Origin of the sequence: Bradyrhizobium sp. HKCCYLS2038 (assembly GCF_051167655.1) — a bacterium.
Lineage (GTDB): Bacteria > Pseudomonadota > Alphaproteobacteria > Rhizobiales > Xanthobacteraceae > Bradyrhizobium.
On sequence record NZ_JBNPTM010000002.1, the window covers coordinates 803,023 to 828,982 of the forward strand.

The 25,960-nt window shown below is 65.8% G+C and carries 27 protein-coding genes; 16 read left to right on the forward strand and 11 right to left on the reverse strand.

From position 1 onward, the window contains the following. Nucleotides 1-142: 142 nt before the first annotated feature. On the forward strand, nt 143-3,016 hold the full coding sequence (gene gcvP, locus ACQR1I_RS12860) for an aminomethyl-transferring glycine dehydrogenase (protein ID WP_434864957.1): 2,874 nt from the start codon (nt 143-145) through the stop codon (nt 3,014-3,016). A gap of 158 nt (nt 3,017-3,174) precedes the next feature. Here gcvP and recA read toward each other — a convergent pair whose 3' ends face one another. Further along, entirely contained in the window at nt 3,175-4,263 is a 1,089-nt protein-coding gene (recA, locus tag ACQR1I_RS12865) for a recombinase RecA (RefSeq protein WP_434864958.1), read from the reverse strand. Between the two features lie 410 nt (nt 4,264-4,673). On the opposite strand from recA, the gene ACQR1I_RS12870 reads away from it, so the two are divergent. The 3 genes from ACQR1I_RS12870 to ACQR1I_RS12880 all read left to right on the forward strand — a co-directional run bounded on the left by ACQR1I_RS12870 (nt 4,674) and on the right by ACQR1I_RS12880 (nt 6,718). After that, a complete protein-coding gene (locus ACQR1I_RS12870) occupies nt 4,674-5,033 on the forward strand; it encodes an ADP-ribosylation/crystallin J1 (protein ID WP_434864959.1) in 360 nt (119 codons plus the stop codon). A gap of 1,124 nt (nt 5,034-6,157) precedes the next feature. Next, complete coding sequence (locus tag ACQR1I_RS12875; protein ID WP_434864960.1) at nt 6,158-6,397, forward strand: DUF6894 family protein; 240 nt, start codon at nt 6,158-6,160, stop codon at nt 6,395-6,397. A gap of 51 nt (nt 6,398-6,448) precedes the next feature. Continuing rightward, a complete protein-coding gene (locus ACQR1I_RS12880) occupies nt 6,449-6,718 on the forward strand; it encodes a hypothetical protein (RefSeq protein WP_434864961.1) in 270 nt (89 codons plus the stop codon). A gap of 15 nt (nt 6,719-6,733) precedes the next feature. Here ACQR1I_RS12880 and ACQR1I_RS12885 read toward each other — a convergent pair whose 3' ends face one another. Together ACQR1I_RS12885 and ACQR1I_RS12890 are read right to left on the reverse strand one after the other, a co-directional pair. After that, entirely contained in the window at nt 6,734-6,964 is a 231-nt protein-coding gene (locus ACQR1I_RS12885; RefSeq protein ID WP_434864962.1) for a hypothetical protein, read from the reverse strand. 114 nt (nt 6,965-7,078) lie between these two features. Beyond that, the gene (locus ACQR1I_RS12890; protein WP_434864963.1) at nt 7,079-7,375 is read right to left on the reverse strand and encodes a hypothetical protein; all 297 of its coding nucleotides are present in this window, start codon (nt 7,373-7,375) and stop codon (nt 7,079-7,081) included. Between the two features lie 288 nt (nt 7,376-7,663). Here ACQR1I_RS12890 and ACQR1I_RS12895 point away from each other — a divergent pair, with 288 nt between their 5' ends. After that, nucleotides 7,664-8,104, forward strand: a complete 441-nt coding sequence (locus ACQR1I_RS12895; protein ID WP_434864964.1) for a PaaI family thioesterase — start codon at nt 7,664-7,666, stop codon at nt 8,102-8,104. A 145-nt stretch (nt 8,105-8,249) separates the two neighbouring features. Then, nucleotides 8,250-8,501, forward strand: a complete 252-nt coding sequence (locus tag ACQR1I_RS12900; protein ID WP_434864965.1) for a PilZ domain-containing protein — start codon at nt 8,250-8,252, stop codon at nt 8,499-8,501. 15 nt (nt 8,502-8,516) lie between these two features. Here ACQR1I_RS12900 and ACQR1I_RS12905 read toward each other — a convergent pair whose 3' ends face one another. Both ACQR1I_RS12905 and ACQR1I_RS12910 read right to left on the reverse strand, forming a co-directional pair. Next, nucleotides 8,517-10,544: a pyrroloquinoline quinone-dependent dehydrogenase gene (locus ACQR1I_RS12905; RefSeq protein ID WP_434864966.1), complete on the reverse strand. Its 2,028-nt coding sequence runs from the start codon at nt 10,542-10,544 to the stop codon at nt 8,517-8,519. Nucleotides 10,545-10,760: 216 nt separating this feature from the next. Continuing rightward, nucleotides 10,761-12,260, reverse strand: coding sequence for a caspase family protein (locus ACQR1I_RS12910; RefSeq protein ID WP_434864967.1), 1,500 nt, complete (start codon nt 12,258-12,260; stop codon nt 10,761-10,763). 263 nt (nt 12,261-12,523) lie between these two features. Here ACQR1I_RS12910 and ACQR1I_RS12915 point away from each other — a divergent pair, with 263 nt between their 5' ends. Together ACQR1I_RS12915 and ACQR1I_RS12920 are read left to right on the forward strand one after the other, a co-directional pair. Next, nucleotides 12,524-13,570: an HD-GYP domain-containing protein gene (locus ACQR1I_RS12915; RefSeq protein ID WP_434864968.1), complete on the forward strand. Its 1,047-nt coding sequence runs from the start codon at nt 12,524-12,526 to the stop codon at nt 13,568-13,570. Nucleotides 13,571-13,707: 137 nt separating this feature from the next. Then, entirely contained in the window at nt 13,708-14,934 is a 1,227-nt protein-coding gene (locus ACQR1I_RS12920) for a GNAT family N-acetyltransferase (protein ID WP_434864969.1), read from the forward strand. On the opposite strand, the gene ACQR1I_RS12925 is transcribed toward ACQR1I_RS12920, so the two are convergent. Then, a complete protein-coding gene (locus tag ACQR1I_RS12925) occupies nt 14,912-15,577 on the reverse strand; it encodes a DsbA family oxidoreductase (RefSeq protein WP_434864970.1) in 666 nt (221 codons plus the stop codon). The two genes, ACQR1I_RS12920 and ACQR1I_RS12925, sit on opposite strands and share 23 nt — an antisense overlap. A 67-nt stretch (nt 15,578-15,644) precedes the next feature. After that, entirely contained in the window at nt 15,645-16,460 is an 816-nt protein-coding gene (locus tag ACQR1I_RS12930) for a helix-turn-helix domain-containing protein (RefSeq protein ID WP_434865135.1), read from the reverse strand. A 104-nt stretch (nt 16,461-16,564) separates the two neighbouring features. Between ACQR1I_RS12930 and ACQR1I_RS12935 the strand changes: the two genes are divergently transcribed. The 3 genes from ACQR1I_RS12935 to ACQR1I_RS12945 all read left to right on the forward strand — a co-directional run bounded on the left by ACQR1I_RS12935 (nt 16,565) and on the right by ACQR1I_RS12945 (nt 17,961). Continuing rightward, on the forward strand, nt 16,565-16,789 hold the full coding sequence (locus ACQR1I_RS12935) for a hypothetical protein (protein WP_434864971.1): 225 nt from the start codon (nt 16,565-16,567) through the stop codon (nt 16,787-16,789). 32 nt (nt 16,790-16,821) lie between these two features. Continuing rightward, a complete protein-coding gene (locus ACQR1I_RS12940; protein WP_434864972.1) occupies nt 16,822-17,220 on the forward strand; it encodes a hypothetical protein in 399 nt (132 codons plus the stop codon). Between the two features lie 126 nt (nt 17,221-17,346). Beyond that, nucleotides 17,347-17,961, forward strand: a complete 615-nt coding sequence (locus ACQR1I_RS12945; protein ID WP_434865136.1) for a class I SAM-dependent methyltransferase — start codon at nt 17,347-17,349, stop codon at nt 17,959-17,961. 14 nt (nt 17,962-17,975) lie between these two features. Here ACQR1I_RS12945 and ACQR1I_RS12950 read toward each other — a convergent pair whose 3' ends face one another. Next, nucleotides 17,976-18,647 carry an SET domain-containing protein gene (locus ACQR1I_RS12950; protein WP_434864973.1) on the reverse strand — a complete coding sequence of 224 codons (672 nt, stop codon included), beginning with the start codon at nt 18,645-18,647 and terminating at the stop codon, nt 17,976-17,978. A gap of 133 nt (nt 18,648-18,780) precedes the next feature. Between ACQR1I_RS12950 and ACQR1I_RS12955 the strand changes: the two genes are divergently transcribed. After that, a complete protein-coding gene (locus ACQR1I_RS12955; RefSeq protein ID WP_434864974.1) occupies nt 18,781-19,395 on the forward strand; it encodes a hypothetical protein in 615 nt (204 codons plus the stop codon). On the opposite strand, the gene ACQR1I_RS12960 is transcribed toward ACQR1I_RS12955, so the two are convergent. Next, nucleotides 19,392-20,099 (reverse strand): DUF6321 domain-containing protein, encoded by a 708-nt coding sequence (locus ACQR1I_RS12960; RefSeq protein ID WP_434864975.1) that lies wholly within the window; start codon nt 20,097-20,099, stop codon nt 19,392-19,394. The genes ACQR1I_RS12955 and ACQR1I_RS12960 overlap by 4 nt on opposite strands. Nucleotides 20,100-20,144: 45 nt before the next feature. Beyond that, on the reverse strand, nt 20,145-20,858 hold the full coding sequence (locus tag ACQR1I_RS12965; RefSeq protein ID WP_434864976.1) for a TetR/AcrR family transcriptional regulator: 714 nt from the start codon (nt 20,856-20,858) through the stop codon (nt 20,145-20,147). A 109-nt stretch (nt 20,859-20,967) separates the two neighbouring features. On the opposite strand from ACQR1I_RS12965, the gene ACQR1I_RS12970 reads away from it, so the two are divergent. From ACQR1I_RS12970 to ACQR1I_RS12985, 4 genes are all read left to right on the forward strand, one after another. After that, nucleotides 20,968-22,380 carry a carotenoid oxygenase family protein gene (locus ACQR1I_RS12970; RefSeq protein ID WP_434864977.1) on the forward strand — a complete coding sequence of 471 codons (1,413 nt, stop codon included), beginning with the start codon at nt 20,968-20,970 and terminating at the stop codon, nt 22,378-22,380. A gap of 123 nt (nt 22,381-22,503) precedes the next feature. Further along, nucleotides 22,504-23,088, forward strand: coding sequence for a hypothetical protein (locus ACQR1I_RS12975; protein ID WP_434864978.1), 585 nt, complete (start codon nt 22,504-22,506; stop codon nt 23,086-23,088). A 24-nt stretch (nt 23,089-23,112) separates the two neighbouring features. Beyond that, nucleotides 23,113-23,661, forward strand: a complete 549-nt coding sequence (locus ACQR1I_RS12980) for an inner membrane-spanning protein YciB (RefSeq protein WP_434864979.1) — start codon at nt 23,113-23,115, stop codon at nt 23,659-23,661. 103 nt (nt 23,662-23,764) lie between these two features. Next, nucleotides 23,765-24,061: a hypothetical protein gene (locus ACQR1I_RS12985; protein ID WP_434864980.1), complete on the forward strand. Its 297-nt coding sequence runs from the start codon at nt 23,765-23,767 to the stop codon at nt 24,059-24,061. Between the two features lie 1,057 nt (nt 24,062-25,118). On the opposite strand, the gene ACQR1I_RS12990 is transcribed toward ACQR1I_RS12985, so the two are convergent. Next, nucleotides 25,119-25,799, reverse strand: a complete 681-nt coding sequence (locus ACQR1I_RS12990; RefSeq protein WP_434864981.1) for a DUF429 domain-containing protein — start codon at nt 25,797-25,799, stop codon at nt 25,119-25,121. Nucleotides 25,800-25,960 lie beyond the last annotated feature (161 nt).

The window sequence follows — 25,960 nt, forward strand, 5'->3', positions numbered from 1 at the left end:
TCCAATACTCACCAGCGTCAGCGGTCGACCACAGGCGCCTCGGCGTACCGGATCGTCCGCTGGAGCCTGTCCTCGGGCTCGCCGCAGGCGAGAACCGGGGACGGACGATGACACCAACTTTGGATCTTCCAGCGAGGCCCTCATGACCACGCCGCTCAAGCCGCTCGATGATGCCGCCACCAGCTTCGCCCGCCGCCATATCGGTCCCTCGCCCCGTGACGTCGCGGCGATGCTGGAGGCCGTGGGCGCGAAAACCGTCGCGGAGCTGATGGCGCAGACCCTGCCCGGCACGATCCGGCAGGCCGCGCCGCTCTCGCTGGAGCCCGCCTTGAGCGAGGTCGAGGCGATTGGCCACATGCGCGCGCTGGCGGCGCAGAACGAGGTCTTCACCTCGTTGATCGGCCAGGGCTATTTCGGCACGCTCATGCCAGCGGTGATCCAGCGCAACATCCTGGAGAACCCGGCCTGGTACACTGCCTACACGCCCTATCAGCCCGAGATCAGCCAGGGCCGGCTGGAGGCGCTGTTCAACTTCCAGACCATGATCTGCGACCTCACCGGGCTCGATGTCGCCAACGCCTCGCTGCTCGACGAGGGCACGGCGGCTGCAGAAGCCATGGCGCTGGCCGAGCGGTCGGCGCGCGGCAAGACCAAGGCGTTCTTCGTCGACCACAACGTCCACCCGCAAACCTTGGCGGTGCTGCGCACCCGCGCCGAGCCGCTGGGCTGGCAGCTGATCGTCGGCGATCCCGCCAAGGATCTGGACGGCGCCGAGGTGTTCGGCGGCCTGCTGCAATATCCCGACACGACCGGCGCGTTGCGCGATCCGCGCGCAGCCATCGCAAGGCTGCACGACAAGGGCGCGCTGGCGATCCTCGCCGCCGACCTGCTGGCGCTGACCTTGATCGCCTCGCCGGGCGAACTCGGCGCCGACATCGCCATCGGCTCGGCGCAGCGCTTCGGCGTGCCGATGGGCTATGGCGGACCCCACGCCGCCTACATGGCGGTGCGCGACGCACTGAAGCGCTCGCTGCCCGGCCGCATCGTCGGCCTGTCCGTCGATTCGCGCGGGGCGCCCGCTTACCGCCTGGCGCTGCAGACCCGCGAGCAGCACATCCGGCGCGAGAAGGCGACTTCGAACATCTGCACCGCCCAGGTGCTCCTGGCGGTGATCGCGGCGATGTACGCGGTCTATCACGGCCCCGAAGGGCTCAAGGCGATCGCCCGCACGGTGCATCGCCGGACCGCGGTGCTGGCAGCCGGGCTGCGCAAGCTGGGCTTGGCGCCGGCCAGCGAGAGCTTCTTCGATACAGTCACCGTCGAAGCCGGCGCCAAGGCCGATTCGATCATCGCGCGTGCGGAAGGCGAGCGCATCAATCTCGGCCGCCACGGCAGCAAGTTGCGCATCGCGCTCGACGAGACCACGACATCCGATGTCGTCGAAGCCGTCTGGCGAGCGTTCGGCGGCGAGCTGTCCTACGCTGACATCGAAGCTGGCGCGCGCGACGCTGTCCCGGCCGAGTTGAAGCGGCAGCGGCCGTACCTCACGCATCCCGTGTTCCACGCGCACCGCTCCGAGACGGAGATGCTGCGCTACCTGCGCAAGCTCGCCGACCGCGATCTCGCGCTCGACCGCGCGATGATTCCGCTCGGCTCCTGCACGATGAAGCTGAACGCGACCACCGAGATGATCCCGCTGACTTGGCCGGAATTTTCGAACCTGCATCCGTTCGTGCCGCGCGCGCAGGCGGCGGGCTATCACACGATGTTCGCCGATCTCGAGGACTGGCTGTGCCGGATCTCCGGTTACGACGCGGTGTCGCTGCAGCCGAACTCGGGCGCACAGGGCGAGTATGCCGGCTTGCTGGCGATCCGCGGCTATCATGCCGCGCGCGGCGAGAGCCACCGCAGGATCTGCCTGATCCCCTCCTCCGCGCATGGCACCAACCCAGCGTCGGCGCACATGGTCGGCATGGAGGTCGTCGTGGTCGGCTGCGACACGGGCGGCAATGTCGACCTCGCCGATCTCAAGGCCAAGGCGGAGGCCCACAGCAAGACGCTCGCGGCCATCATGATCACCTATCCCTCGACCCACGGCGTGTTCGAGGAGCACATCCGCGACATCTGCGACATCGTCCATGCCCATGGCGGCCAGGTCTATCTCGACGGCGCCAACCTCAACGCGCAGGTCGGCCTCTCCAGGCCCGGCGACTACGGCGCCGACGTCAGCCATTTCAACCTGCACAAGACGTTCTGCATCCCGCATGGCGGCGGCGGCCCGGGCATGGGCCCGATCGGTGTCAAGGCGCACCTCGCACCGTTCCTGCCGGGACACCCCAACACGGACGGCGCGAGCGCTCATCCGGTCGGGCCGGTCTCGGCCGCGCCTTACGGATCGGCCTCGATCCTGACGATCTCCTACATCTACATGCTCTTGATGGGCGGCGACGGCCTGACGCGCGCCACCGAGATCGCGATCCTCAACGCCAACTACGTTGCGGCGCGGCTCGATCAGCACTTCCCGGTGCTCTACCGCAACGAGCGCGGCCGCGTCGCGCATGAATGCATCATCGATCCCAGGCCGTTGAAGCAGAGCAGCGGCGTCACCGTTGACGACATCGCCAAGCGCCTGATCGACTACGGCTTCCACGCGCCGACGATGAGCTTTCCGGTCGCCGGCACCTTGATGATCGAGCCGACCGAATCGGAATCCAAGGCCGAGCTCGATCGTTTCTGCGACGCCATGATCGCGATCCGCAAGGAGATCGCCGAGGTCGAACAGGGCCGCTTCAAGATCGAGGCGTCGCCGCTGCGCCACGCGCCGCACACGGTGCACGACATTGCGGACGACGATTGGAACAGGGCCTATCGCCGCAGCGAGGGCTGCTTCCCCGCGGGCACCTCGCGCACCGACAAATACTGGTGCCCGGTGGGCCGCGTCGACAACGTCTACGGCGACCGCAACCTGGTGTGCTCCTGCCCGCCGGTCGGCGACTACGCGCAGGCGGCGGAGTAAGATCAGCATGTTGATCTGACGAACCCCGAGCAACCGGACGCGCCGCGTTCGGTTGCTCGGCCTCAAAGATCCGGCCGAGCTTTCACACGATCCAAACGACAACGGGCGCCAAGGTCAAATGACCGGCGCCCGTTGCATTTCATCTTATTCGCTCGGCTCTACTCCTCCGCCGGCTCCTCGCCGTCGGCGTCGCGCTCGGCACTGCCGGCCAGGATTTGCTCGGCAATCAGGCCGGAGTTCTGGCGGATCGCGGCCTCGATCTTGGCGGTCATGTCAGGATTGGCCTTGAGGAACGTCTTCGAGTTCTCGCGACCTTGACCAAGGCGCTGGCTGTCATAGGAGAACCAGGCGCCGGACTTCTCGACGATGCCGGCCTTGACGCCGAGATCGAGGATCTCGCCCATCTTGGACACGCCCTCGCCATACATGATGTCGAACTCGACCTGCTTGAACGGCGGCGCGAGCTTGTTCTTCACCACCTTCACACGGGTGGAGTTGCCGATCACCTCGTCACGCTCCTTGATCGCACCGATACGGCGGATGTCGAGGCGCACCGAAGCGTAGAACTTCAGCGCGTTGCCGCCCGTTGTGGTCTCCGGCGAGCCGTACATCACACCGATCTTCATGCGGATCTGGTTGATGAAGATGACCATCGTGTTGGACTTGTTGATCGAGGCCGTCAGCTTGCGCAGCGCCTGGCTCATCAGGCGGGCCTGCAGGCCGGGCAGCGACTCGCCCATCTCGCCTTCGAGCTCGGCCTTCGGCACCAACGCCGCCACGGAATCGACCACCAGCACGTCGACAGCCCCGGAGCGCACCAGGGTGTCGCAGATTTCCAGCGCCTGCTCACCCGTATCAGGCTGCGAGATCAGGAGCTCGTCGATGTTGACGCCCAGCTTGCGCGCATAGACCGGGTCGAGCGCATGCTCGGCATCGATGAAGGCGCAGATGCCGCCCTTCTTCTGCGCTTCCGCTACTGTGTGCAGGGCCAGCGTGGTCTTGCCCGAGGATTCCGGCCCGTAGATCTCGACGATGCGTCCCTTCGGCAGGCCGCCGATGCCGAGCGCGATATCGAGCCCGAGCGAGCCGGACGACACCGTCTCGACATCCATCGAGCGGTCGTTCTTGCCCAGCTTCATCACCGAGCCCTTGCCGAACTGACGCTCGATCTGGGACAGCGCCGCGGAGAGCGCCTTACTCTTATCCATGGAGGAACCTTCGACGATACGCAGGGCAGTGGCGGACATTGGCGCTCCTTATGGCGGGGATTCGCGGGATCGACAAACGGTTAACGAGGTGGCCAGCAATCTTGAGGTGAATGTACCCTATCTGTTCTTTGTTCGCAATATGTTCTTTCCGACATCTGAGGCTTTTCAGATCGGACCCTTCGGCGGCCAACCATGCGTGAGCCGAACCGGCCGCTGAAGCCGGCGTGCCCGCCCCGACCTGCCGTCGGGCTCGATGCGCCTCATTGCGGAGGTGCCGAAGATTCATGGATGCCAAGCGCCAGAGTGGATGCCGCCATTCCGGCATCGCCATGCTCGATTGGACGAACCCAACGCAACCAGAAGGTGCGTGCCTCGAGCAGCCTTGCAGGATCTTTCGATCTGCGTTCTGTTCAATCCCCAGACGAATTGCGGCCAACTCTGCGAGACCCATGCCGGTTTCAGATGTCGAACAAACAGTGACGCTCTGGCGCCCGGTCGGTCCGAAGGAACTCGTCTTGATCGAGGCGTCCGGCATGCGCGCATTTCCACCTCGTTTGCCCGAGCAGCCGATCTTCTACCCTGTGCTCAGCGAAGACTATGCGGTGAAGATCGCGCGCGACTGGAACGTGCCGGCAAGCGGCCACGGCTATGTGGTGCGCTTCGCGATCGCGCGCAGCTTCATCTCTCGTTATCAGGTCCGGGAGGCCGGCGGCCGTGACCATCTCGAATATTGGATACCGAGCGAACAGCTCCCCGAACTCAATGCCGCCATCGTTGGACTCATCGAGCTAGTCAGAACTTTTCCCTGATAGGGCGTGCGCTGATCGGACGCGCCCGTGGTTCTCCTGAGTAGAACGAAGTTCCTAAGTCTCTTCCGCTTTTGTTCGGCTCATTTCGTGTGCACGCGTAAGCGTCGTGCACGACTGGCCTGTGATCCCAGCGGTCCGGAGGGCGCGGCAACAGCCTGCTGTCGCAGATCGTTGGATACGACCCTAAGCAACCACCTCCAGCAAACGTAAAAATCAGCAGTTCAAATGCGCCGACATGATGGTCGGCAGATCAAGCGCTGTTCCAGTGCTTTGAGCAGGTCCGCTGATCAGACCTGCTTCGCGTGAGGTCGCGGTAGCATGCCGCAGCGTTTGCGCCTGCGTGAGACAGATCACTCGCCGTCGATTTCGGCTCAGGCGTTTCGGATAAGAGCCATTGTCATAAACTTTTGGTTGCGGTATAAGAATTCGGTTGTCGAACGCGAAACAAATTTTTGATCAGCCCCGAGTTTGTTTGTTCGTTGCGGCGATGGCAGGCTCATATCAGCAAGCATGTGTAGCCGCCTCTGTCATGTGTAGGCGCTCGGCCCTGAAACCATCCGCGCCGAAAGAAAGCCCCGGACACTGTCCGGGGCTTTCGACGTTTGCGGTGTATCATCTCGTTGAACGATCTCGGCGGAACTGATTGGCCTCTTATCAATCCGGAGTGGACGAAGCGCGACGTGCGACCTGCCTCTCCTGGCTCAAGAGCCTCCGACCGCGCTCGCAGCGAAACCTGGCCGGGGCAAATCCGCTGTCGTGTGCGACACGCTGCTCGACGTCTCGCGGCGCCGCCAGAATCTTCGAGCCCTCACTTGCGCATCGAAACGATGCAACCTTGATTTGTCGCAAGGCGCGCACGCCAGTCTTGCACTATGCTTCTGTTTGTCATTGCCGAACTGCCCCGAGGGGGAAGCTACGACGTTGATGCGGAGCCTCGGATCGCGGCGGTCCGGGGCTCACTTGCTCGACGAACATTGCAATCACCGCGTGTTCGGGCGCTGAGCGGACTATCAATAGTCGACCGTATTTTACCGGAATTGATCCCATCGGGTTTTCCGCCTCCATTTACGTTGCGTAAATCAAACCCAGCGGCCTGGGGCGGTCAGGGCTCACCGGTTTTGGCAATGCCGCTCTATTTCTTTCGTATCCGTAATGGCCACTTTTCAGGCGCGTCCGAGTATGGGACCGAGTGCGTCGATCGCAACGCAGCCTGGAAAGAGATGACGACGGTCTGCGCCGACATGGCCAGCAGCATCTCGCGGAAGCTCGCTGAAAATTCAGAATGGCAGATGGAGCTGCTCGACGAAACGAGACAGCCCGTGTTCCGCATCCGCATCGTCGCGGAGTCGCTGGATCAGGCCTGACGGGCCGCCGACCGCTCATCCAGAGTAGAATACAGAACGGCGATTCAATCGTTGACTGAAACCTTGACGCGGCTGATCGACTTTTCGGCACACGACATTGATCGAGATCAAAATGTCTGTTTCCATCATGGCAGACATTGGAACTATATGGGTAACTTGATCTTCAAATGTCCGCGGACCGGGATGAACGTTCAGCATTGGCTCGAAGAGCCGAGGGCGGGCGATCCCGCATGTGCTTATGAAACCGTGGTCTGCAAGGCCTGTACCCGGCTTCACTTCATCAATCGGGATACCCGCAAGCTCCTGGGCGAGAAGGAATGAGCCGCTCGCACGGGATCAGTCTGCGCTCGGCAGCCGTCGCATCGTGAACTCGATGGCCCCGTCGGGCAGCTCGCGCCAACTTTCGACGGCGCTCATATAGCCCGCCTTCGGATATCGGCTCAGATAGTCACGGGCTTTGGCGCGCGCTTCCTCGCGTGGCAGGGTGAACGTGTCGCGCACATACCCGTCGCCCCTTCGGCGCCGGGCCGCCATTCGGCTGGCAATGTCCCGCGGGCGCAACCCCATCGAAGAACTCCAACACGCTGCAACCCCGTCAATATAGACCAAGCTGCAGCGAATCCGAGTCCGAACGCAGACCGTAGGCAGAACGCCGCCCCGGTTCGCCTCAATGGCAATGGATCAGTTCGTGCTGGCGCCCGTCTTCGGCTTCTTGGCCGCCGTGGTCTTCACGGGAGGCGTCGCCTTCGGCTGTTCGACTGTGCGCACATTGCCCCACGGATCGGAGTTCGCCTTGGCGTCCGGGATCTTGCGCATCGTGTCCTTGTAGGCCTTGTCTCGGGTCGCCTCAGCCTCCTTCTCCTCGGGGGTCTTGGAGGGGCCGTCAGCAAGGAGATTGATATGGGGCGTCTGCGCCAACGCTGGAACGGCGCCACCGGCCAGCACAGCAACCGACACCATCACGATCAGCTTCTTCATTGGTCACTCCCCGGTCTTCCGCCGCCTTATAGCACCGCTGGCCCGCGCGCCAAGCCCGTGCGAAGGCTCAGGAACGGGCAGGCCTCAGGCGGGCTCGGCCTGGCTCGTCTCGTGAACGCGCGGACTGCAGAACAGCGCCACGGGGTCGCATTCCACCTGTCCCGTTGCGGGCATCCATCATAGGATTCCAACTCCGGCCATTTCAAGCCGCCACGTCCGCGACAAACCATGCATTGACTCCACCTGCCGGAGCAAGCCGCGGAGGTGATCATGGGAGGATCTCCGTTCGTGCCGAATGACCCAGCCGACTTCACCATCACGCAAGCGCGCAACATTCTGAATGAGGTGTTTGCCCCCTGGATCCAGGACCTCGAACTGGCTGTCGAGGACATCAGACCGTCGGCGCAGGGGGAGCCCGGCGCAGTCCTGCGAATGCCGTTCTCGTCTCGCCTCTGCCGGGACAATGGCGTCGTCTGTGGCCAGGCGCTCATGGCGTTCGCCGACACCGCCATGGTGATCGCAATGGTGACGGCGAGCGGCGGCTACAGGCCGATGACGACAGTCGATCAGACCACACATTTCATGCGCGCCGTCGCCTCCTCCGACGTGCTCGCCGACGCGCGCGTGATCCGGATGGGGCGGACCATGAGCTTCGGCCGCGTCACACTGACGAGCGCGACCGACGGCAAACCAGTCGCCATGGTCTCGAGCGCCTTCGCGATGCTCTGACCGGATGGGCCGGAGCCTTAATAAAAGGTGAAGACGACGGCGCGGCCTTTGCGCACGGCATTTATCTCAATGAAACCCGGGCCTGTTTTATTTTATGCGCTTTTGAGGCGAAAGCTGACGGCAAGTCAGCATCGGGTTGCGAGCGATGAACGAGACCTCAGAGAAACGGATTGCGCCCCGGCATCGGGTGCTGAAGCAAGGCAGGCTGGCATTCGACGGCGGCGGCGCGGTCGATTGCACGGTCCGTAACATCTCGGACACCGGTGCCCGCGTCGAGGTGGTGAGCCCTGTCGGCCTGCCCGAAGCCTTCACGCTGGTGATCCCGGCCGACAAGTTCACGCGGCGCTGCCACGCGGTGTGGAGCCACGACAAACGGATCGGCGTCGCCTTCGATTGAAAGAATGCAGGCCGGCTACGCCCGACATTTGCGCCGCCGCCACACTGCGAGCCCCAGCAGCCCGACCAAAAATACCGCCGCCAGTAACGCGCCGCCGTTGAAGCGGCCGCCGGGCCGGTCGATCGTCCGTGACCACCACGACGGCGCCTCCCCCTCCCGTGCCAGCCGAAACGCCACGACACTGTCGCCCAGCGTCGTACCAGCCTCGGAATGGCCGCCCGCTGCGATCACCAGATATTGCTGCCCGTTCCATTCGTAGGTCATCGGGTTGGCGACGCCGGGAACCGGCAGCCGCCCCTGCCACAGCTCTTGGCCCGAACCAGCATCATAGGCCCGCAGATAGGCGTCCATGGCCCCGGTGAAGACGAGCCCGCCAGCCGTGACGAGGACGCCGTTGACGAGCGGCGTGCCCCATTTGAACGCGAGCCCGAGCGGCGCACGGTCCTCCGTGGTGCCGACGGTCGAGCGCCACACGATCTTGCCGGCCCTGAGGTCGACGGCGACCATTTCACCCCAGGGCGGCCGATTGCACAGCAGGCCGAGCCGGGACATCGCCACGGTCCTCGTCACCGCGAACGGGGCGCCGCGCTGCGCTCCGAAGTCGACACCGCGCGGTGGCGTCATCCGGTCTGCCTGATCGCGCGGGATCAGCCTGACGATGTGAACGGCCCGGCTGACATTGGCGTAGAGGATCTGACGGACGGGATCGAACGCGGCCCCACCCCAGTTCACGCCGCCGCCGGTCATTGGATACAGCAGTGTGCCCTGGGTCGTCGGCGGCGTGTACAGCCCGTCATTGCGCAAGCCGGCCAGTTGTTCGTCACAGGACGAGTCGATGAGGCTCGGCACAGGCCTGAAGATGTCGCCCGGGGTGAAGCGCTGCTCCAGCAGGGCCGGCACATGGGTCGGGAACGGCTGCGTTGGCGACAGACGCTCGCCCTCGACTGCACCTTGCGGCACCGCGCGCTCCTCGACCGGCCAGACTGGCAGGCCGGTGTCCCGATCGAGCACGAACACGAAGCCCTGCTTGGTCGGCTGGATCACCACATCACGGCTGCCCTGCCCGTTGTCGAGCCGGGCCAGAGTCGGCTGTGCCGGCAGGTCGTAGTCCCAGACATCGTGGTGCGTGGTCTGGAAGGACCAGGCGATCGTGCCGTTCTCGACGCGCAGCGCGACCACGGAATCGGCGTGGCGGTTGTCGCCTTGACGCAGGCCGCCGAAGAAGTCGGGACTGGGAGAGGACGTCGGCAGGAACACCAGCCCGCGCGCTTCGTCGACCGACATCGGCGCCCATACGTTGGCATGGCCCGCGGTGATGCCGTCATGGATCAGCGGATCGAAATTCCATCTCAGTTCACCACTGCGCGCATCGAAGCCGCGCACTGTGCCTGCGGGGGCATCCACGCGCGCATTGTCGCCGATCGACGAACCCACGACCACGACGTCCCGGCCGACGACGGGGGCGGATGTGATCTGAAATTCGCCCGCCCACAGCAAGTCCTTGGCAATGTCGATCCGCACCTCGCCGTCGCGGCCAAAGCCGGCGCAGGGTCGTCCAGTGCGGGCGTCGAGCGCGATCAGGCGGGCGTCGACCGTTCCCATGAACAGACGGCTGCGGCAGGCGGCATCGGCCGCGGCGCTCTGGTCGACCCAGTAGGCGACGCCGCGGCACGCGTAACGATTGGCGGGCCGGAGGCCATCGCCGACCTTGGGATCAAAGCGCCATTTCTGCGCGCCCGTGCCGGGATCGAGCGCGATCACCGCGTTGAACGGCGTGCAGAATACGAGGCTGTCCTCGACCAGCAGCGGCGTCGCCTCGAACTTGGTACGAAGCGCGGCGGCCGGTGATCGGCTCGCCATGTCTCCGGTGTGATACGCCCAGGCCTGCACGAGCTGGTCGACATTCCCCGGCGTGATCTGCGCCAGCGGAGAGAACCGCGTTCCGCCGGCATCTCCACCCCAATGCTGCCAGGCCCAGGCGGGCGAAAGCACCATGTGTGTCCAGATCACCGCGAGCGCGGCCAAACCCCAACGGAACGACATCGACGACCTTTCCCGCAAACCGCGCCGCAGATGACGCGCCAGTTGAGGAAAACGCCAGTGAGCGCGCGGTCCAAGCCCAATGGGACGGACGGCGGAGCCGCGGGACGAGTGGATCGTGTCAGTGCGGACGCTGGTTCGAACGGCGGTTCAGCTCAAGTCAAATGCAAGCGGCCGCCCTTGTGGGACGGCCGCGCGTGATGTCGATGTGATGCAGGTTCAGTATCCGTAGCCTCGCCGCGTCGGGTAGTTCGAAGGTCCGCGCCCGTAGCCGCCTCCGCCGATCCCGATGCCGATGCTGACCGGAGGAACGACTCGCACCGGTGGCGGATAATATTCACGCGGCGGAGGCGGCGGCGGCGCATAGACCACCACGTCGTCGCCGGGGTCGCGGCGCGTCGGGCGGCTGGCGCGCTTCGGCGGATCGTCGTCGCGCTTTCTGGCCGGCTTCTCCTCAACCCGCTTGGGCTCGGACTTGCGCGCCGGCGGCGTCTGCGTGCACGGACAGGTCGGACCGACCGCGACATTGGTCGGTGCGACAGCCGGAATGGCGGGAGCCACCGCGGGGATCGCTGCATTGGCCGCGGCGACCACAGGCGTGACGACGGGACGGTTGCGCAGCCGCTCGATCAGCTTGCGCGCGGTCGGCGTGAGGTCGCTGTCTGGATAGCGATCGAGAAAGCTCTGGTAGGACGCCACCGTGTTGATCAGCACGGCATCGTTCCAGGCCGCCATCCGGTTGTGCAGATCCAGCCATTGCCGCGCCTGCGGGCCGTAGGGCGCCGCCGTGTACAGCGTGACGAACGCCTCATAGGCCTCGACGCTGCCGTCGCCGACGATAAGCTCGTTGGCAGCCTCGATCGGCTTGCCTTGCAGGCTGCGCTTCCATTCGTCGACGCTGCGCTTGGCGACCACGGGCCGCGGCCCGGCATTGGCGGAACTGACATCGGTCGCGCCGACGAAACGGAAATCCTCCGTCAACGACGACGAGTCCCAGGGCGTCTGGCGTCCCTCGGTGGACTTGTTTACCGCGACGCGAACGCGCTTGAAGGCCTCCTCGATCGGCAGTCCCGGCTCGCGCGCCGCCTGCAGCAGCGCCGTGGTGTAGGGGCTGTTGCCACCAGTCCCGTCCTCGGCTTCGGCGCCGGGCGACGTCGAGTAGGACAGGAACGTGCCGGGCGCGCCGCTCTTGGTGTCGAGCAACGCCAGACCGCGGCCGGCGCTCTGGCTGATCGCGGGGAACGGATTGTTGCGGCAGGCATCGAGCAGCAGGATGCGCATCCGGCTCGGTACTGAGTTGAGCGTATTCAGAAGATCGTTGAGACGCACCGCCTGCAGCGGAATATCAGCCTCGCGGCGAGGATCGACATCGACGGGGACCAGATAGTTCTCGCCATCGATCTGCAGGCCGTGGCCGGCATAGAACACCAGCGCCACCGTATCCGGACCCTTGCTCGCGATCTTGGCGGCGAAGTCGCCGACCTCGCGGTTCAAATCCTTCTGCGACAGGTCGGCCGCCGTGGTCACGTCGAAGCCGGCCTCTCCCAGCATTTTCGCCATCGCGCTGGCGTCGTTGGCAGGGTTGGGCAGCGGTGTGACCGATCGATATGCCGACTGCCCGATCACCAGCGCCAGCCGGCTGCTTTCGGCCATGGCAGGCGCCAGACCGGCAAGCAGGCCGCCGGCGAGCAATGCGGCCCGGAGAGCGTGGCGAAACATGGGAACTCCAATCTTCTCAGGATGTGCCGATTGGTCGAGCCGGCGCTCGACCCGGTTCATGCCCGGCCGAAATGCCGCAGTATTGGTCGAACGGTGGCGGTGAACGCTCCCCCCGCGGAACCAGCTACCGTCCCCTCGGACAGGGTTAGTTCCGGGCTAACGCAACAGGCAAGCCGCCGAATGAACGAATGGCGCAAATTTAACGATTGTTGCGGAACATTCAGCCTCATTGGGTGCAGAATGACTGCTGGATCTGGCTCTTCATGAAGGTTCACCTCGTCGGCGATGACACAGCCAAGCTCGCGCTGTTGCGCGGCATGCTGGCTGAGCGCTGCTCGCTTACATCTGAACTGATCGGTGACGCCGACATCAAGGGCCGTGATATCGACGCCATCGTGGTCGCCGCTGATCTGCGCGTCGTCGACAACATCGCCGCATTGAAGGAGATCGCCGACCGTATCGCGCGCATCCCGCGGCGGATCTTCCTCACCAATCACAAATCGCGCCTGTCCACGGTGCAGGCCTATGCGCTCGGCGCCACCAGCGTGCTGTCGAATACGCCGAGTCGCAATCAGCTGTTGGGAAAGCTCCTCGGCGCACCACCGAGCCCGGCCGCCATCAGCGTCGCAGTCGACGATCGCCAGGCCGCGACCGCGGGAGCAGCCAGCATTGCCGCGATGTTTGCAGCCGTGCTGAGCGGAGCCGAGATCGACATCGCCGAGACAAGGCGCGCCGGAAAACGCATTGCCGACTGCGTCGCCGAGCACGGCCTGTCCGACTGGCTCACGACCGTTCGGCGCCACCATGAAGGCACCTATCAGCATTGTCTGCTGGTGACCGGCATCACCGTCGATTTCGGCCTGAGCCTTGGCGTGCACAGCACGGACCTCGAGCGGCTGTACATGGCGGCGATGTTCCACGACATCGGCAAGGCCAAGATCCCGCTCGCGATCCTCGACAAGCCGGGCCGGCTCGATGCGACGGAGCGCGCGCTGGTCGAGACTCATCCAGCGGCCGGGTACGAGGTGCTGAAGGAGAACCCTTCGATCACGCCCGAGGTGCTCACCGCAGTCCGTCATCATCACGAATTCCTCGACGGCAGCGGCTATCCTGACGGGCTGATGGCCAACAACATTCCCGATCTGACACGCATCCTCACCATCTCCGACATCTTCTCGGCACTGATCGAATATCGCAGCTACAAGCCGGTGATGGCGCGCGAGAAGGCTTATGAGATCCTCCAGAGCATGGAGGGCAAGCTCGAGAAGCCGCTGATCGGCGCATTCCGCGACGTCGCGCTGATCCGCTGAGCGCGCGCCGCATTCGCGGTGAATGCGCCGTTAAGGCGATGCGGCAAATCCGAGTTGATCGGCAAGGCCAATCTTGTCAGCTTTGCACTACCATTCGACCGAGCTGCAATTGCGTGCAGCGAGGGGATCAGCGGGACGTGGCCGAGATCATCGATCATACCATTGCACGCGCGCCATCCGTTGCGGATGGACGCCGCAGCGAGCTGTCGCCGACGGCGCGCACCGGTCCGCTCGACGGCGTGGCATCTCAGGCCTGGCAGGATCTGGCGCGCCGCGCACTGGAGCCGAACGGCTACTATCTGCCCGGCTGGGAACTCGCGGTGAACGCGTCGGTCCGCGGCCGCACCGGAACGGCCGCGCTGAGCGCATGGGATGACGATCGGCCCGGGCAGCTGATCGGCCTGATGCCGGTCACCTCGCTGTGGCGCGCCTATCAGCTGCCGCTGCCGGTGCTGGCGAGCGGCCATCCCTACGGCACGCTGTGCACACCGCTGATCGACAGTGACCGCGCGGAAACGGCCATCACTCGACTGCTCGAGGCCGCGCGACGCACCGGCGCACGCGCCGTGCTGTTGCGCGACATGTCCACCGCCGGCCCCGCGATGCGCGCGTTCGAGGACGTACTGCGGCGGGACGGTTTGCGGCCACGCATCGTGCAATCCCACGAGCGCGCGCTGCTCGATGCGACCGGCGATGGCGAGATGGTGCTGCAGGATGCACTCGGCGCCAAGAAGCTGAAGGAACTCGGCCGCCAGCGCCGCCGACTGGCCGAACACGGCGCCGTCCGTTTCGAGGTGGCGCGCTCGGCGGGCGAGGTGACGACTGCGCTGGAAACCTTCCTCACCCTCGAAGCCAGCGGATGGAAGGGCCGACGCGGCACCGCGCTGGTTCAGCACGACGGCGATGCAGCGTTCATCCACCGCGCGGCGCCGGCGCTGGCGCAGGACCGTGCCTGCGAGATCGTCACGCTTCACGCGGGCAACGCGGCGGTGGCGGCGGGCCTCGTGCTGCGGCATCAGGACCGCGCCTTCTTCTTCAAGCTCGGCGTCGACGAGCGCTTCGCCAAATATTCGCCGGGTGTGCAGCTGACGCTCGACCTGACGCGTCATCTCTGCAGCGATCCTGTGATCAGCACCGCCGATTCCACCGCTGGTCCTGACCACCCCATGATCAACCCGATCTGGCGCGGACGGCTTGCGATCGGCGACGTGCTGATCCCGCTGCATGCGCGCGATCCGGCCGTCGAGATCATCCACGCCGCGCTGATCGCCCGGCGCGAGGGTCTCGGCTTCGCCCGGCGCGCGGTTCATGCGATCCGCGACTGGCGGAAGAACCGCAATCCTACTCCGCAGCCTCGGCATTGACCTCGGCCGACACCTGCCGGATTGCGCGCGCCAGCATCTGCGGATCCTGCGCGCCTGAGACGGCGTATTTCTGAGCGAAGACGTAGGTCGGCACGCCGGAGATGCCCTTCTCGGCGGCTTCCTGCGCCTGCCCCGAGACCAGCGCGACGTCGTCCTCGGTCGCCAGCATCCTGCGGACGACGGCAGCATCTAGCCCGCAATCCGCCGCCGCCTGCACCAGCACCTCGACATCGGTGAGATCGCCGCCGTCGCGGAAATACAACTCCATCAGCCGTTGCTTCATCTCCGGCGCCTTGCCGATCTGGCCGGCCCAGTGGATCAGGCGATGGCAATCGGTGGTGTTGGGCTGGCGCGCGACCTTGTCGGGCCGGTAGCTGAGCCCCTCCTGCTCGGCCGCCGCGACCACGCGGCCGGCGATGCCCTTGTAGGCCTCGACCGAGCCGAACTTCGTCGTCAGATACTGCTCGCGGCTGATGCCCTCGCGCGGCACCCAGGGATTGAGGAAGAACGGCCGGTAGTTCAACGTCACCGGCACGTCCGGCACTAGCTTCAGCGCCTCCTCGATGCGATGCTTGCCGATGTAGCACCAGGGACAGACGACGTCGGACACGACGTCGATGGTCAGCGGCTTCAAGGTGCTCATGCGCGTCGCTCCGGTTCGCTTACAGTCCGCCCAAGATAAACCCGCCACCGGTCAACACAAGCACGGGTCACGGCGAGGTCACCATCTGCTTCAGCCTGACGGCGGTGAGTTCATCGGCCGGGAAGAAGGTTTCCAGCGCCAGCTCGGACAGGGTGACGTCGACCGGGGTGCCGAACACCATCGTGGTCGAGAAAAAGCTCAGCACATCGTCGCCGGTCCGCAGCCGCAACGGAATCGCGACGCTGTCGGTCGCGAGCGGCGCCGAGCGCGCCGGGACTGGATAGGATTTCAGCTCCTCATAGAGCTTCAGCAACCCGGCATCCGCGGTCGCCTCGCACTGCCGGTGCAATCGCTCCAGCAGATGGCCTGACCATTCGGCGAGATTCACCGTCCGCGCAGCGAGCCCTTGCGGATGCAGCGCCACGCGCAGCACGTTGAGCGGCGGCGCCAGCAGCCGCTCGGGTATCCCAACCAGCAGCGGCGCGATCATCCGGTTCGCGGCGACCAGGTTCCAGTGGCGGTCCACCGCGAGCGCCGGATTGGGCTCGTGCGCCTTGAGCACGAGATTCATCGCCTCGCGCGCGGGCTTGAGCGCGGGATCGTCGAGCGGGCGTTGCTGGAATGCCGGCGCGTAGCCGGCGGCGACCAGCAGCACATTGCGTTCACGCAGGGGCACGTCCAGTCGCTCCGCCAGTTTGAGGACCATGTCGCGCGACGGCGCGGCGCGGCCGGTTTCCACGAAGCTGAGATGCCGCGCCGAGATCTCGGCATCGAGCGCGAGATCGAGCTGCGACAGATGCCGGCGCTGCCGCCATTCCCGCAGATGCGCGCCGACATGAACCGGTTTGGCGCGGTCGGTGCGCGCCGAAGCAAGCTGGGTCATCATGGGCGAAAGACCTATCACGCAGACGTCACTGCCTCCATGACCTGGCAGGTAATCGAAATGGCTCCCGCTGCAAGCCATCGTTCTCGGCACAGGAGATGACCATGAGCAGGCAGCGCAATCCCGAGACGTTTCCATTCACCGCGGTCAGCCGCTGGCTGGCAGGTCTCGCGACATCGCTGCTGGCGCGCTCGCTCAACATGCCGGAGCCGCTGCTGCACGTCACGAGCAGCCTCGTCTTTGCGCAGGTGACCGAGATCGAGACCCGGGCCGCCCGCTCGCTGTGCCCGGCGCGCCTGCGCCGTCGTGTCCTCGCCTGGTTCCGTTGAACCGCCCGCCACCCAACCGAAGGAGACCCGACATGATCACCTCGTCCACCCTGCTCCGCCGCGCCCTGATCGCCGATGCCGTGTTCAGCGGTGTCGCCGGGCTCGCGCTCACCTTCGATGCCGCGCCGCTGGCGAGCCTGCTGCAGCTGCCCGAGGCGCTGCTGCGCGAGACCGGTCTGTTCCTGATCGTCTATGCCGCCTTCGTCGGCTGGCTGGGCTCGCGACAACTGGCGCCGAAGCCGCTGGTGCTGCTGGTCATCGCCGGCAACGCGGCGTGGACCGTCGGCAGCATCGCATTGTTGTTCTCGGGCCTCGTCACGCCGAACGTGCTCGGCGAGATCTTCGTCGCCGCCCAGGCGGTGGGCACGGGCGTGTTTGCCGAGCTGCAATACATGGGCTTGCGCCGGAGCGCAGACACGGTCGCTGTGTGAGATCGACAGGTGATGAGCGCCGGCCGTATTGATCGCGCGGTCCGGCGCTCGCGCCCGCGGCCCACTTTTGACATGCACGACGCCCGAGTCTTCTGCATAGTCCAGGCCCGGCAGGAGAGTGCAGCGATGCCGCATGTGAGCGGAACGGAAGGATACGCCGCCGAGGCCGACAGCCTGTTCATTCGCTACGAAAGCGCTCCCTCCGAGCAGGTCCATGCGGCGGTGCTTCATCTGCTGCCGACACGGCCGGGTTGCGTCCTCGACATCGGTGCGGGCACGGGGCGTGACGCCGCCTGGTTTGCAAGCCTTGGGCATCAGGTGGTTGCCGTCGAGCCGACGGAAGCCCTGCGTAGCCGCGCCATGCAGCTGCATCCCTCGCCTGCCATCACATGGATCGACGACAGCCTGCCCGAGCTCGCGGTGCTGGCGGCGCGTGACGAGCAGTTCGAGCTCGTGATGCTCACCGCCGTGCTGATGCATCTCGATGAGGAGCAGCGGCAGCGCGCGCTTCCCACCATCGCGGCACGGGTCGCGCCGGGCGGCATGCTGATCATGACGCTGCGGCATGGGCCGGTGCCGCCAGGGCGCCGGATGTTCGAGATCGATGCCGAGACGGTGATCGCTGCTGCGCGGCAGCTGCGGTTGAGCGTCGTGCTCAATCGGGAGGGCGAGTCGATCGGTGCTGAGAACCGGGCTGCCGGCGTGACCTGGACGACGCTGGCGTTCGCCAAGCAGCCCTGAGCGGCTTGATCCGATCAGGCCGCCTTGGCGCGGCTCAACGTCTTGGCCGGCGAGGACTTGGTCTTCACGCGCTTGCCGGCTGCCGGCCGGCGGCTCTTCGCCCGCGCTGCGTCGCCGCTGGTCTTGACCTTCGTCTTCGCGCGCGGCTTGGCCTTGTCCTTGGCGAGCTTCTCGGACGTCCGCTTTGCCTTTTTCTCGGCCTTCTTCTCCGCCTTGCGCTCGTCCTTGGCCTTCTGCTTGGCCCGCTCGGCGCGCGCCTCGATCTTCTTCTTCGCGCGCTTCTTCTCGCACGAATCGCATTTGCAGCCGATCGGCTTCAGATAGGCTTTGAAGTAATCGGTGCCGTAGTCGTAGTTGATCTCGTCGCCGGGCGCGATGTTCTTGATGGCGCGGATGAAGATCTTCTTCTTGCGCGGCTTGACGTCGGACTCGGCGTTCGGCTTGCAGGAATGATTGATGTAGCGGGCGACGTTCTCGCGGACCGAGCCGTCGATGGTCCAGCGCTTGTCGAGCTCGAACAGATATTTGTTCTCGATCGCGTCTTCCTCCGCCTTCTTCGAATCCAGGAGCGGTCCGAAATAACGGATGATCTTGGTGCCCTTCTTGATCGGCTGGGTGGCGAACAGGCCGAGCCCCGTCTTGGAGCGGCCGATGCGATAGGGTTTGGACTGATCGATGACAGGCATGAGCGATGAGTGGAGATGGACCTCGCGAGGCCGCCGTTCTAGGATAAATTCGCGGCGCTGTCAGGTCTTTCCCGCGACAGTTTCGCGCCGTCCCCAGTTTGCAGCACCAGTTCCGGTCATCAGGGGCCTCACCATGTCGAAATGCTTCTCGTTCGGCGCGTTGGCGCGAATCAGCGGCGTGCTCGCGCTCTGTGCTGCGTGGGGCAGTCAGGCTGCCGCAGAGAGCATCGCGAGCGTCTACACCTCCGCCGCTGCCAAGGATTGTCGAACCATCGGCAAGTCCGATGGCGACAGCTCCACCCAGACATGTCCGGGCAAGGACGGCCTCATCCTGCTCGTGAACGAAGGCGACCTTCGCCAGACCGTGTCGGCCGGCCGCAACATCAATGCTGCTGCGAAGGAGCCGGCCGCCCAGACCTGGTTTGGTCCGTTCAACTCCGCTGGCCCCACCGTCGAATGGCGCATTGCCGACGGCAAGCCGTTCGCGATCATTCAGCGCTGGCAGATCGCCGACAATGACGACCAGGGCAAGAAGGGGCCGAAGGACAAGCCGATGCTGGTGGTGACGCGGCTGCCGCCGGGGCCGGTGTGCCATGTCGCCTATGTCGATGCCGCCACCAACAATGCCAACGAGCTGGCGAGGCAGGCGGCCGACGAGATTGCGCGGAGCTTCGCCTGCGGCAAGGACAAGGTGAAAGTCCTGGGCCCGCGCGGCCGCGTCATCGATCTCGCGCTGCCGCAGCCCTAGCCGCGTGCATCGCTGTCCTTGATGCGGCGATAGCGCGCGAGCAGCCGCTCGCCCTTCGCGGCAATCCGGCGTGCGGCCGCGACGGTTCGCGGCACCGGCTCGCCCCAGGCATGAGCCGACAGCGCAAGCCGTGTCGGACGCCCTTTCGCGTCGACCAGAGGCGGCAATGGATCCCGTCCGTAGAAGCGCACCGCCCAGCTGCCCTTGCGGCGCATCTCCAGCGGCGTCATGTCCGCCATCTTTTTGGTAACACCCGGCTTCAGATGCGCGCCGTCGCGTTCGGCAAATGCCCTGCGTCCCGCGGCGGTCAGTCCACCGCGTGGATCCTTCTCCGGCGCGTGGCGTGCGGTCTTGCGATTGCGCGAGGATGGCGCGCCGCGCTTGGTGGTGCGCTTCTTTGCCGAGGCGGCGCGCTTCGTCGTCTTTGACGTTGCCGATTTCGACTTGGTTGATTTCGACTTGGTTGATTTCGACTTGGCCGCGTTCGATGTGGCCGATTTCGCCGAACGTTTGCGGCCGCCGGCCTTCGCCGTCTTCTTCGCCGCAACCTGCATGTTGTCGACCAGGTTGGGGTAATGCCGCCCGGCGCGGCGGGCGCGGGCCTTGGCGGTTGCCTTCTCGGCCGGCGTCAAATGCGTGGAGGCCTTGCCGGCGCGCTTGCGCGGATTGGCTTTGCTCCAGGGCGTGCGTGGTTTTCTTGCCATGCGTCACCAACGCATGATCCCGCGCCGGGTTTCCGGTGCGTCGAACTACGCTCCCGGCGGCAGCTTCGGCACCGTGGCCCGCAGCATGGCTTCGAGCAGCGATTCGGCGGTGGTGCCCGGGGGCGAGCGGCGCAGGATATCGGCGAGACGGCCATCGAGCAGCAGCATCGTATAGCCGTGCACCAGCGACCACGCGCGCGCGATCGCCGCCGACTGGTCCAACGACAACTCCTCGTTGCCAACCTGGCCTTCGCGCGCGGCCACCGAGCCCGCCAGCCCCGCGAAAGACGCCTCGGCGGCCTCGTGCAGCGAGGGCCGCGAATAGTCGAGCCGCTCGGTGCGGAACATCAGCCCGTACATGCCGGGATTGGCCTGGGCGTAGGCGACATAGGCGCGCGCCCGCGCCATCGCGCGATCGAGCGGCGTGCCCGCCTGCTCGCCCGCCGCCTTCATCGCCGCATTGAAGCGGCGGAAGCCGATCGCGGCGAGCTCGCTGACGAGACCCGTCAGATCCTTGAAGTGATGCGTCGGCGCCGCATGCGAGACACCCGCCTCGCGCGCCACCGCGCGCAAGGTGAGACCGGCAAGCCCGTCGCGCTCCAGCACGCGCTCGGCCGCTTCCAGCAGCGCATCGCGCAGCGCGCCGTGATGATACGGCGCGGCCGCCTCTGCCGCCCCCGCACGACGGCGCGCGGGTCGTGGCGAGGCCGTGGCGGTGCGCCGGCTGCGGGCGCGAAGCTGTTCGGTCTTGTTCGTCATGAGCCTCCTTATACAAGCAATTTTGACAGCGTAAAGATTTGGCTTGACCCACCCGGCGTCGTCCGCTAGCTTTATCTTTACATCGTAAAGATAACATGGAGGAACGGCCGTGAGCGACACTCTGCCGAAGACGCTGACGACGCGCAGCAACCTCGCCCCGATCCCGTTCGAATGCGATGCGCCGTTCCTGAAGGTTACCGGCGAGCTGCCGCGCGAGTTGAACGGCACGCTGTATCGCAACGGCCCCAATCCGCAGTTCGAGTCGCCGGGCGCGCACTGGTTCGTCGGCGACGGCATGCTGCACGCCTTCCATCTCGAGAACGGCCGCGCCTCCTATCGCAACCGCTGGATCCGCACGCCGAAATTCGAAGCCGAGCGCCGCGCGGGCCGCGCGCTGTTCGGCGGCTTCGGCCGCAAGCTGCCCGACGCGCCGGCCGATGTCACCGATGGCGGCGTCGCCAACACCAACATCATCGCCCATGCCGGCCGCCTGCTCGCGCTCGAGGAGGCGCATCTGCCGACCGAGATCGAGCCGGGCACGCTTGCCACGCGCGGCTACCAGGATTTCGGCCGCCGCCTGCGCGGCGCCTTCACCGCGCATCCCAAGACCGATCCGGTCACCGGCGAACTCTTGTTCTTCGGCTACAACGCCGCCGGTCCGCTGACGCCGGCGCTGACCTACGGCACGGTCGATGGAGCCGGCAAGCTGACGCGCCTCAATCGTTTCGAGGCGCCTTATGCCAGCATGGTGCACGACTTCATCGTCACAGCGAACCATGTGCTGTTTCCGATCCTGCCGCTCACCGGCAGCATCGAGCGCGCGATGTCGGGCCGGCCGCCCTATGCGTGGGAGCCGGACAAGGGCGCCTATGTCGGCGTGATGAAGCGCAGCGGCGATGTCTCCGACATCGTCTGGTTTCGTGGCGCGGCCTGCTACGTCTTCCACATCATGAATGCGTGGGAGGACGGCAACCGCATCGTCGCCGACGTGATGCAGTTCGAGGAAGCACCGCTGTTTCCGCACCCGGACGGGCGGCCCACCGACCCGACGAAATCCGTCGCGCGGCTGTGCCGCTGGAGCTTCGATCTCGCCGGCAACACCGACCGCTTCACGCAGACCTATCTGGACGACCTCACCGGCGAATTCCCGCGCATCGACGACCGCCGCGCCGGGCTCGCGAGCCATCATGGCTGGTACGCCTGCGCCAACCCGACCGGGCCGCTGTTCGGCGCCCTCTCCGGCCTTGCGCATGTCGATGGCACGGGCGCACGCCGCGCGACCCACCTGCTGCCGGACGGCGACAGCCTGTCCGAGCCGGTGTTCGTGCCGCGCAGCCCCGAGGCCGCCGAGGGCGACGGCTGGTTGCTGACGGTGATCTGGCGCGCGGCGACGAACACCTCCGACCTCGCGGTGTTCAACGCCACCGATATCGGCAGCGGTCCGGTCGCGCTGGTCCATCTCGGCCACCGCGTTCCCGACGGGTTTCACGGAAATTGGGTTGGCGCCGACCCAACCCATTGATACCGCAGTCGGAAAGCGACCCTCCTCACAATATTTTGACAGTGTCAAGATTAGGCTTGACCCGGCCTGGGTTGCGCCATACTGATCTTGGCAATGTAAAGATTGGCTCGGGAGTAGCCGTCGATGACGCTCTTTCTCATTCTCGCGCCCTATGGCGTCTACGCTGCGCTGATGATGGTGGTCTCCGCCACGCTCAGCCTCGCCGTGGCCGCCGCGCTGTGCCTCGCCGTCGTCGCCTACGACGTCATCCAGGGGCGGTCGATCAAGATCCTGGCGCTCGGCTCGGCCATCGTGTTCCTCGGCGTAGCCGCCTACCTCGAGCTCGTCGATTTCAGTCTCAGCGCGTCGACGGTGCGGCTTGCGGTCGACTGCGGCATTTTCGCGCTGTCGCTCGGCTCGATGCTGCTGCGCACACCGTTCACGCTGCAATATGCGCTGGAGATGGTGCCGCCGGAAACCGCGGCCATTCCCGGCTTTCTGCGCGCAAATTACGTCATTACCGGCGCCTGGACGGTCTCTGCGCTGCTGATGGTCGTCGGCAACCTGATGACGCTCTACGTTCCCGGCCTGCCCTATTGGACCGGCCTCGCCGTGGCCTTTGCTGCACGCAACAGTGCACTTTATTTCACGCGTTGGTATCCTGAGTATCGTAAGACGAAAGACATCGCCGCACAGACTGCCGCCGCAATGTCCGGCCAGGATTCGTGACGGGACTGCTCGAGGGAGACGTGCGTGAAAGACGTGTTTGGGAAGCTGGCTGTCGATTTCCTCTCTGCTGCCGTCTTCTTCATCTTGTATGTCGCCACCGATGACGTCGTGCTGGCCACCACCGCCGCGATCGCGGTCGGGGTCGCGCAGGTGATCTGGGCCCGCATCAAGGGACAGAGCCTGGGCTTCATGGCCTATGCCAGCATCGGCCTCGTCATCGTGCTCGGCAGCGTGACCCTGCTGACCAACGACCCCCGCTTCATGTTCGCCAAGCCGGCGATCGGGCACTTCGCCATCGGCGTGATCATGCTCAAGCGCGGCTGGATGCTGCGCTACGTCCCGGCCATCGTGGCGGAGACCATTCCCGAATACGTCACCATCGCCGGCTATGCCTGGGCGGCGCTGATGTTCGCGCTCGGCCTCGGCACCATCGGCGTGGCGATGACCGGCGACATCAAGCTCTGGGCGATCTACATGACGCTTGCCGCCGGCGCCAAGGTCGCGGCCTTCGGCCTGCAGTTCATCGCGTTTCGCTTCGCCATCGCAAGCCGCCTGCGCGCGGCTCGGGCCTGATCGCCGCAATGGGCTTGTGCGCCAAGATGCGCTATAGGGGCGCCAGAAGGACCTGACACACGATGCGTCGGGGTCCGGGATGGCAACGCCAGGAGAACGATCGATGGCTGTGGACGGCAACTGGAATCTGACCTTGAACACTCCGATGGGCGAGCGCAGCGCGACGTTGAGCGTGACGAGCTCCGGCTCGACGCTGACCGGAACCCAGGCCGCCGAGGGCGATTCCGCCGAGATCTTCGACGGCACCGTCAACGGCGACAACGTCGCCTGGAAGGTCTCCATCACCAACCCGATGCCGCTGACGCTCGACTTCACCGGCAAGGTCTCCGGCGACACCATCTCCGGCGAAATGGGCATCGGCTTCATGGGCAGCTTCCCCTTTACCGGCGCCCGCGGCTGATCGCTATTCAGTAGGGTGGGCAAAGGCGCGCCGCGCTATCGCCGTCTCGCGACAACATCGCGCGCGCCGTGCCCACCATTGGCTCCGAGCGTGCCGACAGACGGTGGGCACACGACCGCCCTTGCGGGCGGCCGCTTTGCCCACCCAACCGCGCCACATCCTCCTCCGTCGTCCCGGCCTTGAGCCGGGACCCATACCCCCAGGAAGCGGTTCGAGGCACGCTGGCGATTGGCCTTTTGCCCGTCACATCCGCCGCGGCGTCTGGGTCCCGGGTCGGCGCCACGATCACGCTGTCGCGTGCTCGCGGCTTGCCCGGGACGACACTGTTTTTGCCGCCGGCATTCCCGCTTCACATCTCAAACAGCCCGGACATGCGTCCGCGATCTCGCGGCTGATAACGCCCGAGCGATGCATCCGGCATGCCCTTGAAGGTGCAAGGGCGCAGGGAAGGCCAGGCGTCGGCTGACGCCTGCGGCCCGCCTGCGAGAAAAATGCAGGCGGCAGAACCACAGGTGCAGCCGGAACGCCCGGCCTTCCCTGCGCGATGGTCTTCACGCTTATACGCGATCTCCCCGGGGACCGGCTTGATTGCCCCCGTCATCGACGCAACGCACGAGCGCTGGCGTCAACTTGACCTCGGCACCGGGAGGTCAGGACCACGCGATTTCACGTCCACGCATCGCCGTTCGTCCGCACACCCCTGGGCATGCTGCGGCAATCCGCGGCCATCGCCTCCCCGCCTCGCGTGTCGTGACGATCGCGCGCAACGCCCCTTGCAGTGAGGCGGGATGGCGAGAGGACATCACGATTTCCGAAAAATAGCAAGAGATTTATTTTTTTCGGAAGTCAACAATGTGCCGCAGCCTCCAACTCACCGAGCCGCGCCACTCTCTCCGCCGTCATTCCGGGGCGTGCGCAGCACGAGCCCGGAATCCATCGTGCGGCGAAGCGCGCGGCACAATGGATTCCGGGCTCGCCGCGCTGCGCGCGCCGCCCCGGAATGACGGCGGAGGGTGGGGCGGCAGGGGCGCCGCTATTTAGACGCCCACACGCATCTTCAAAACCAGATCTGCATCGGCACGCCATACGCGTCACGCGGCGCCTCGCCCTCCGGCACGCTGCCGGCGCAGTCGCGGGCGGCGAGCGCGACTGCGCCGGCGTCGAGCACGTCGTCGGGCTTGGCGCCGGTGCCGCGGCGGGCGCGGGTCAGCCAGTCGTCGATGGCGGTGAAGCCGGCGGCAACTAACAAGTCGCGCCGCAGCCTCACGCCCTCTTCCGTCTTCTTCGACGGCAGCGGCGCGCCGTTCAGGCGCAGGAACACCAGTTCGGGATGCGCCTCTCGGATATCGCGTTCGCGATGCGCACGCACGAAGGCGTCGACCTCCATGATCTTGCGGCCGAGATGCCAGAGCTGCCGCGAGGCCCGCGCCTGCCCGCGCCGAGACGCCTCGATGTTCGCCTCGTCGGGATCGGTGAACTCCTCCCACAGCCAGCGCCACGCGCCGGTGAAGACGCGGGAGCGATGCGGCGCGAGCTTGTCGCGGGCAAGCTGGTCGCAGCGGCGGACGCCGTCGTCAGGCATGCCGATGGGGATGTCGATGGCGGCGCGGGTGAAGGGGGCTGTAAGCGCAGTCGAGATGTCGGCCGGGAAGCTGATGCTGCGGTGATCGCCGTCGATAGAGACGGCGACCCAGCCGCGCGAGAAGCCATCGAGGCCGATGAAGCGTTGTGCCTGCATGACGCTGTTCTACTTCATGCTATTTCGAGCATTGCTCTTCTCATCGCTCGTCGGAGCCGGGCCGTTCGCCACAACGGAAGTGAGCTCCCCTCCCCCACTTGCGGGGAGGGGTCGGGGGTGGGGGACTCCGGGCGCTGAACCTGATGGCAGCGCACGTCCAA

Bases quoted from the DNA above. Each gene is read 5' to 3' on its own strand.
- gcvP (WP_434864957.1), top strand. From the start codon at position 143: ATGACCACGCCGCTCAAGCCGCTCGATGATGCCGCCACCAGCTTCGCC.
- recA (WP_434864958.1), bottom strand. From the start codon at position 4,263: ATGTCCGCCACTGCCCTGCGTATCGTCGAAGGTTCCTCCATGGATAAG.
- ACQR1I_RS12870 (WP_434864959.1), top strand. From the start codon at position 4,674: ATGCCGGTTTCAGATGTCGAACAAACAGTGACGCTCTGGCGCCCGGTC.
- ACQR1I_RS12875 (WP_434864960.1), top strand. From the start codon at position 6,158: ATGCCGCTCTATTTCTTTCGTATCCGTAATGGCCACTTTTCAGGCGCG.
- ACQR1I_RS12885 (WP_434864962.1), bottom strand. From the start codon at position 6,964: ATGGGGTTGCGCCCGCGGGACATTGCCAGCCGAATGGCGGCCCGGCGC.
- ACQR1I_RS12890 (WP_434864963.1), bottom strand. From the start codon at position 7,375: ATGAAGAAGCTGATCGTGATGGTGTCGGTTGCTGTGCTGGCCGGTGGC.
- ACQR1I_RS12900 (WP_434864965.1), top strand. From the start codon at position 8,250: ATGAACGAGACCTCAGAGAAACGGATTGCGCCCCGGCATCGGGTGCTG.
- ACQR1I_RS12905 (WP_434864966.1), bottom strand. From the start codon at position 10,544: ATGTCGTTCCGTTGGGGTTTGGCCGCGCTCGCGGTGATCTGGACACAC.
- ACQR1I_RS12910 (WP_434864967.1), bottom strand. From the start codon at position 12,260: ATGTTTCGCCACGCTCTCCGGGCCGCATTGCTCGCCGGCGGCCTGCTT.
- ACQR1I_RS12915 (WP_434864968.1), top strand. From the start codon at position 12,524: ATGAAGGTTCACCTCGTCGGCGATGACACAGCCAAGCTCGCGCTGTTG.
- ACQR1I_RS12925 (WP_434864970.1), bottom strand. From the start codon at position 15,577: ATGAGCACCTTGAAGCCGCTGACCATCGACGTCGTGTCCGACGTCGTC.
- ACQR1I_RS12930 (WP_434865135.1), bottom strand. From the start codon at position 16,460: ATGACCCAGCTTGCTTCGGCGCGCACCGACCGCGCCAAACCGGTTCAT.
- ACQR1I_RS12935 (WP_434864971.1), top strand. From the start codon at position 16,565: ATGAGCAGGCAGCGCAATCCCGAGACGTTTCCATTCACCGCGGTCAGC.
- ACQR1I_RS12940 (WP_434864972.1), top strand. From the start codon at position 16,822: ATGATCACCTCGTCCACCCTGCTCCGCCGCGCCCTGATCGCCGATGCC.
- ACQR1I_RS12945 (WP_434865136.1), top strand. From the start codon at position 17,347: ATGCCGCATGTGAGCGGAACGGAAGGATACGCCGCCGAGGCCGACAGC.
- ACQR1I_RS12950 (WP_434864973.1), bottom strand. From the start codon at position 18,647: ATGCCTGTCATCGATCAGTCCAAACCCTATCGCATCGGCCGCTCCAAG.
- ACQR1I_RS12955 (WP_434864974.1), top strand. From the start codon at position 18,781: ATGTCGAAATGCTTCTCGTTCGGCGCGTTGGCGCGAATCAGCGGCGTG.
- ACQR1I_RS12960 (WP_434864975.1), bottom strand. From the start codon at position 20,099: ATGGCAAGAAAACCACGCACGCCCTGGAGCAAAGCCAATCCGCGCAAG.
- ACQR1I_RS12965 (WP_434864976.1), bottom strand. From the start codon at position 20,858: ATGACGAACAAGACCGAACAGCTTCGCGCCCGCAGCCGGCGCACCGCC.
- ACQR1I_RS12975 (WP_434864978.1), top strand. From the start codon at position 22,504: ATGACGCTCTTTCTCATTCTCGCGCCCTATGGCGTCTACGCTGCGCTG.
- ACQR1I_RS12985 (WP_434864980.1), top strand. From the start codon at position 23,765: ATGGCTGTGGACGGCAACTGGAATCTGACCTTGAACACTCCGATGGGC.
- ACQR1I_RS12990 (WP_434864981.1), bottom strand. From the start codon at position 25,799: ATGCAGGCACAACGCTTCATCGGCCTCGATGGCTTCTCGCGCGGCTGG.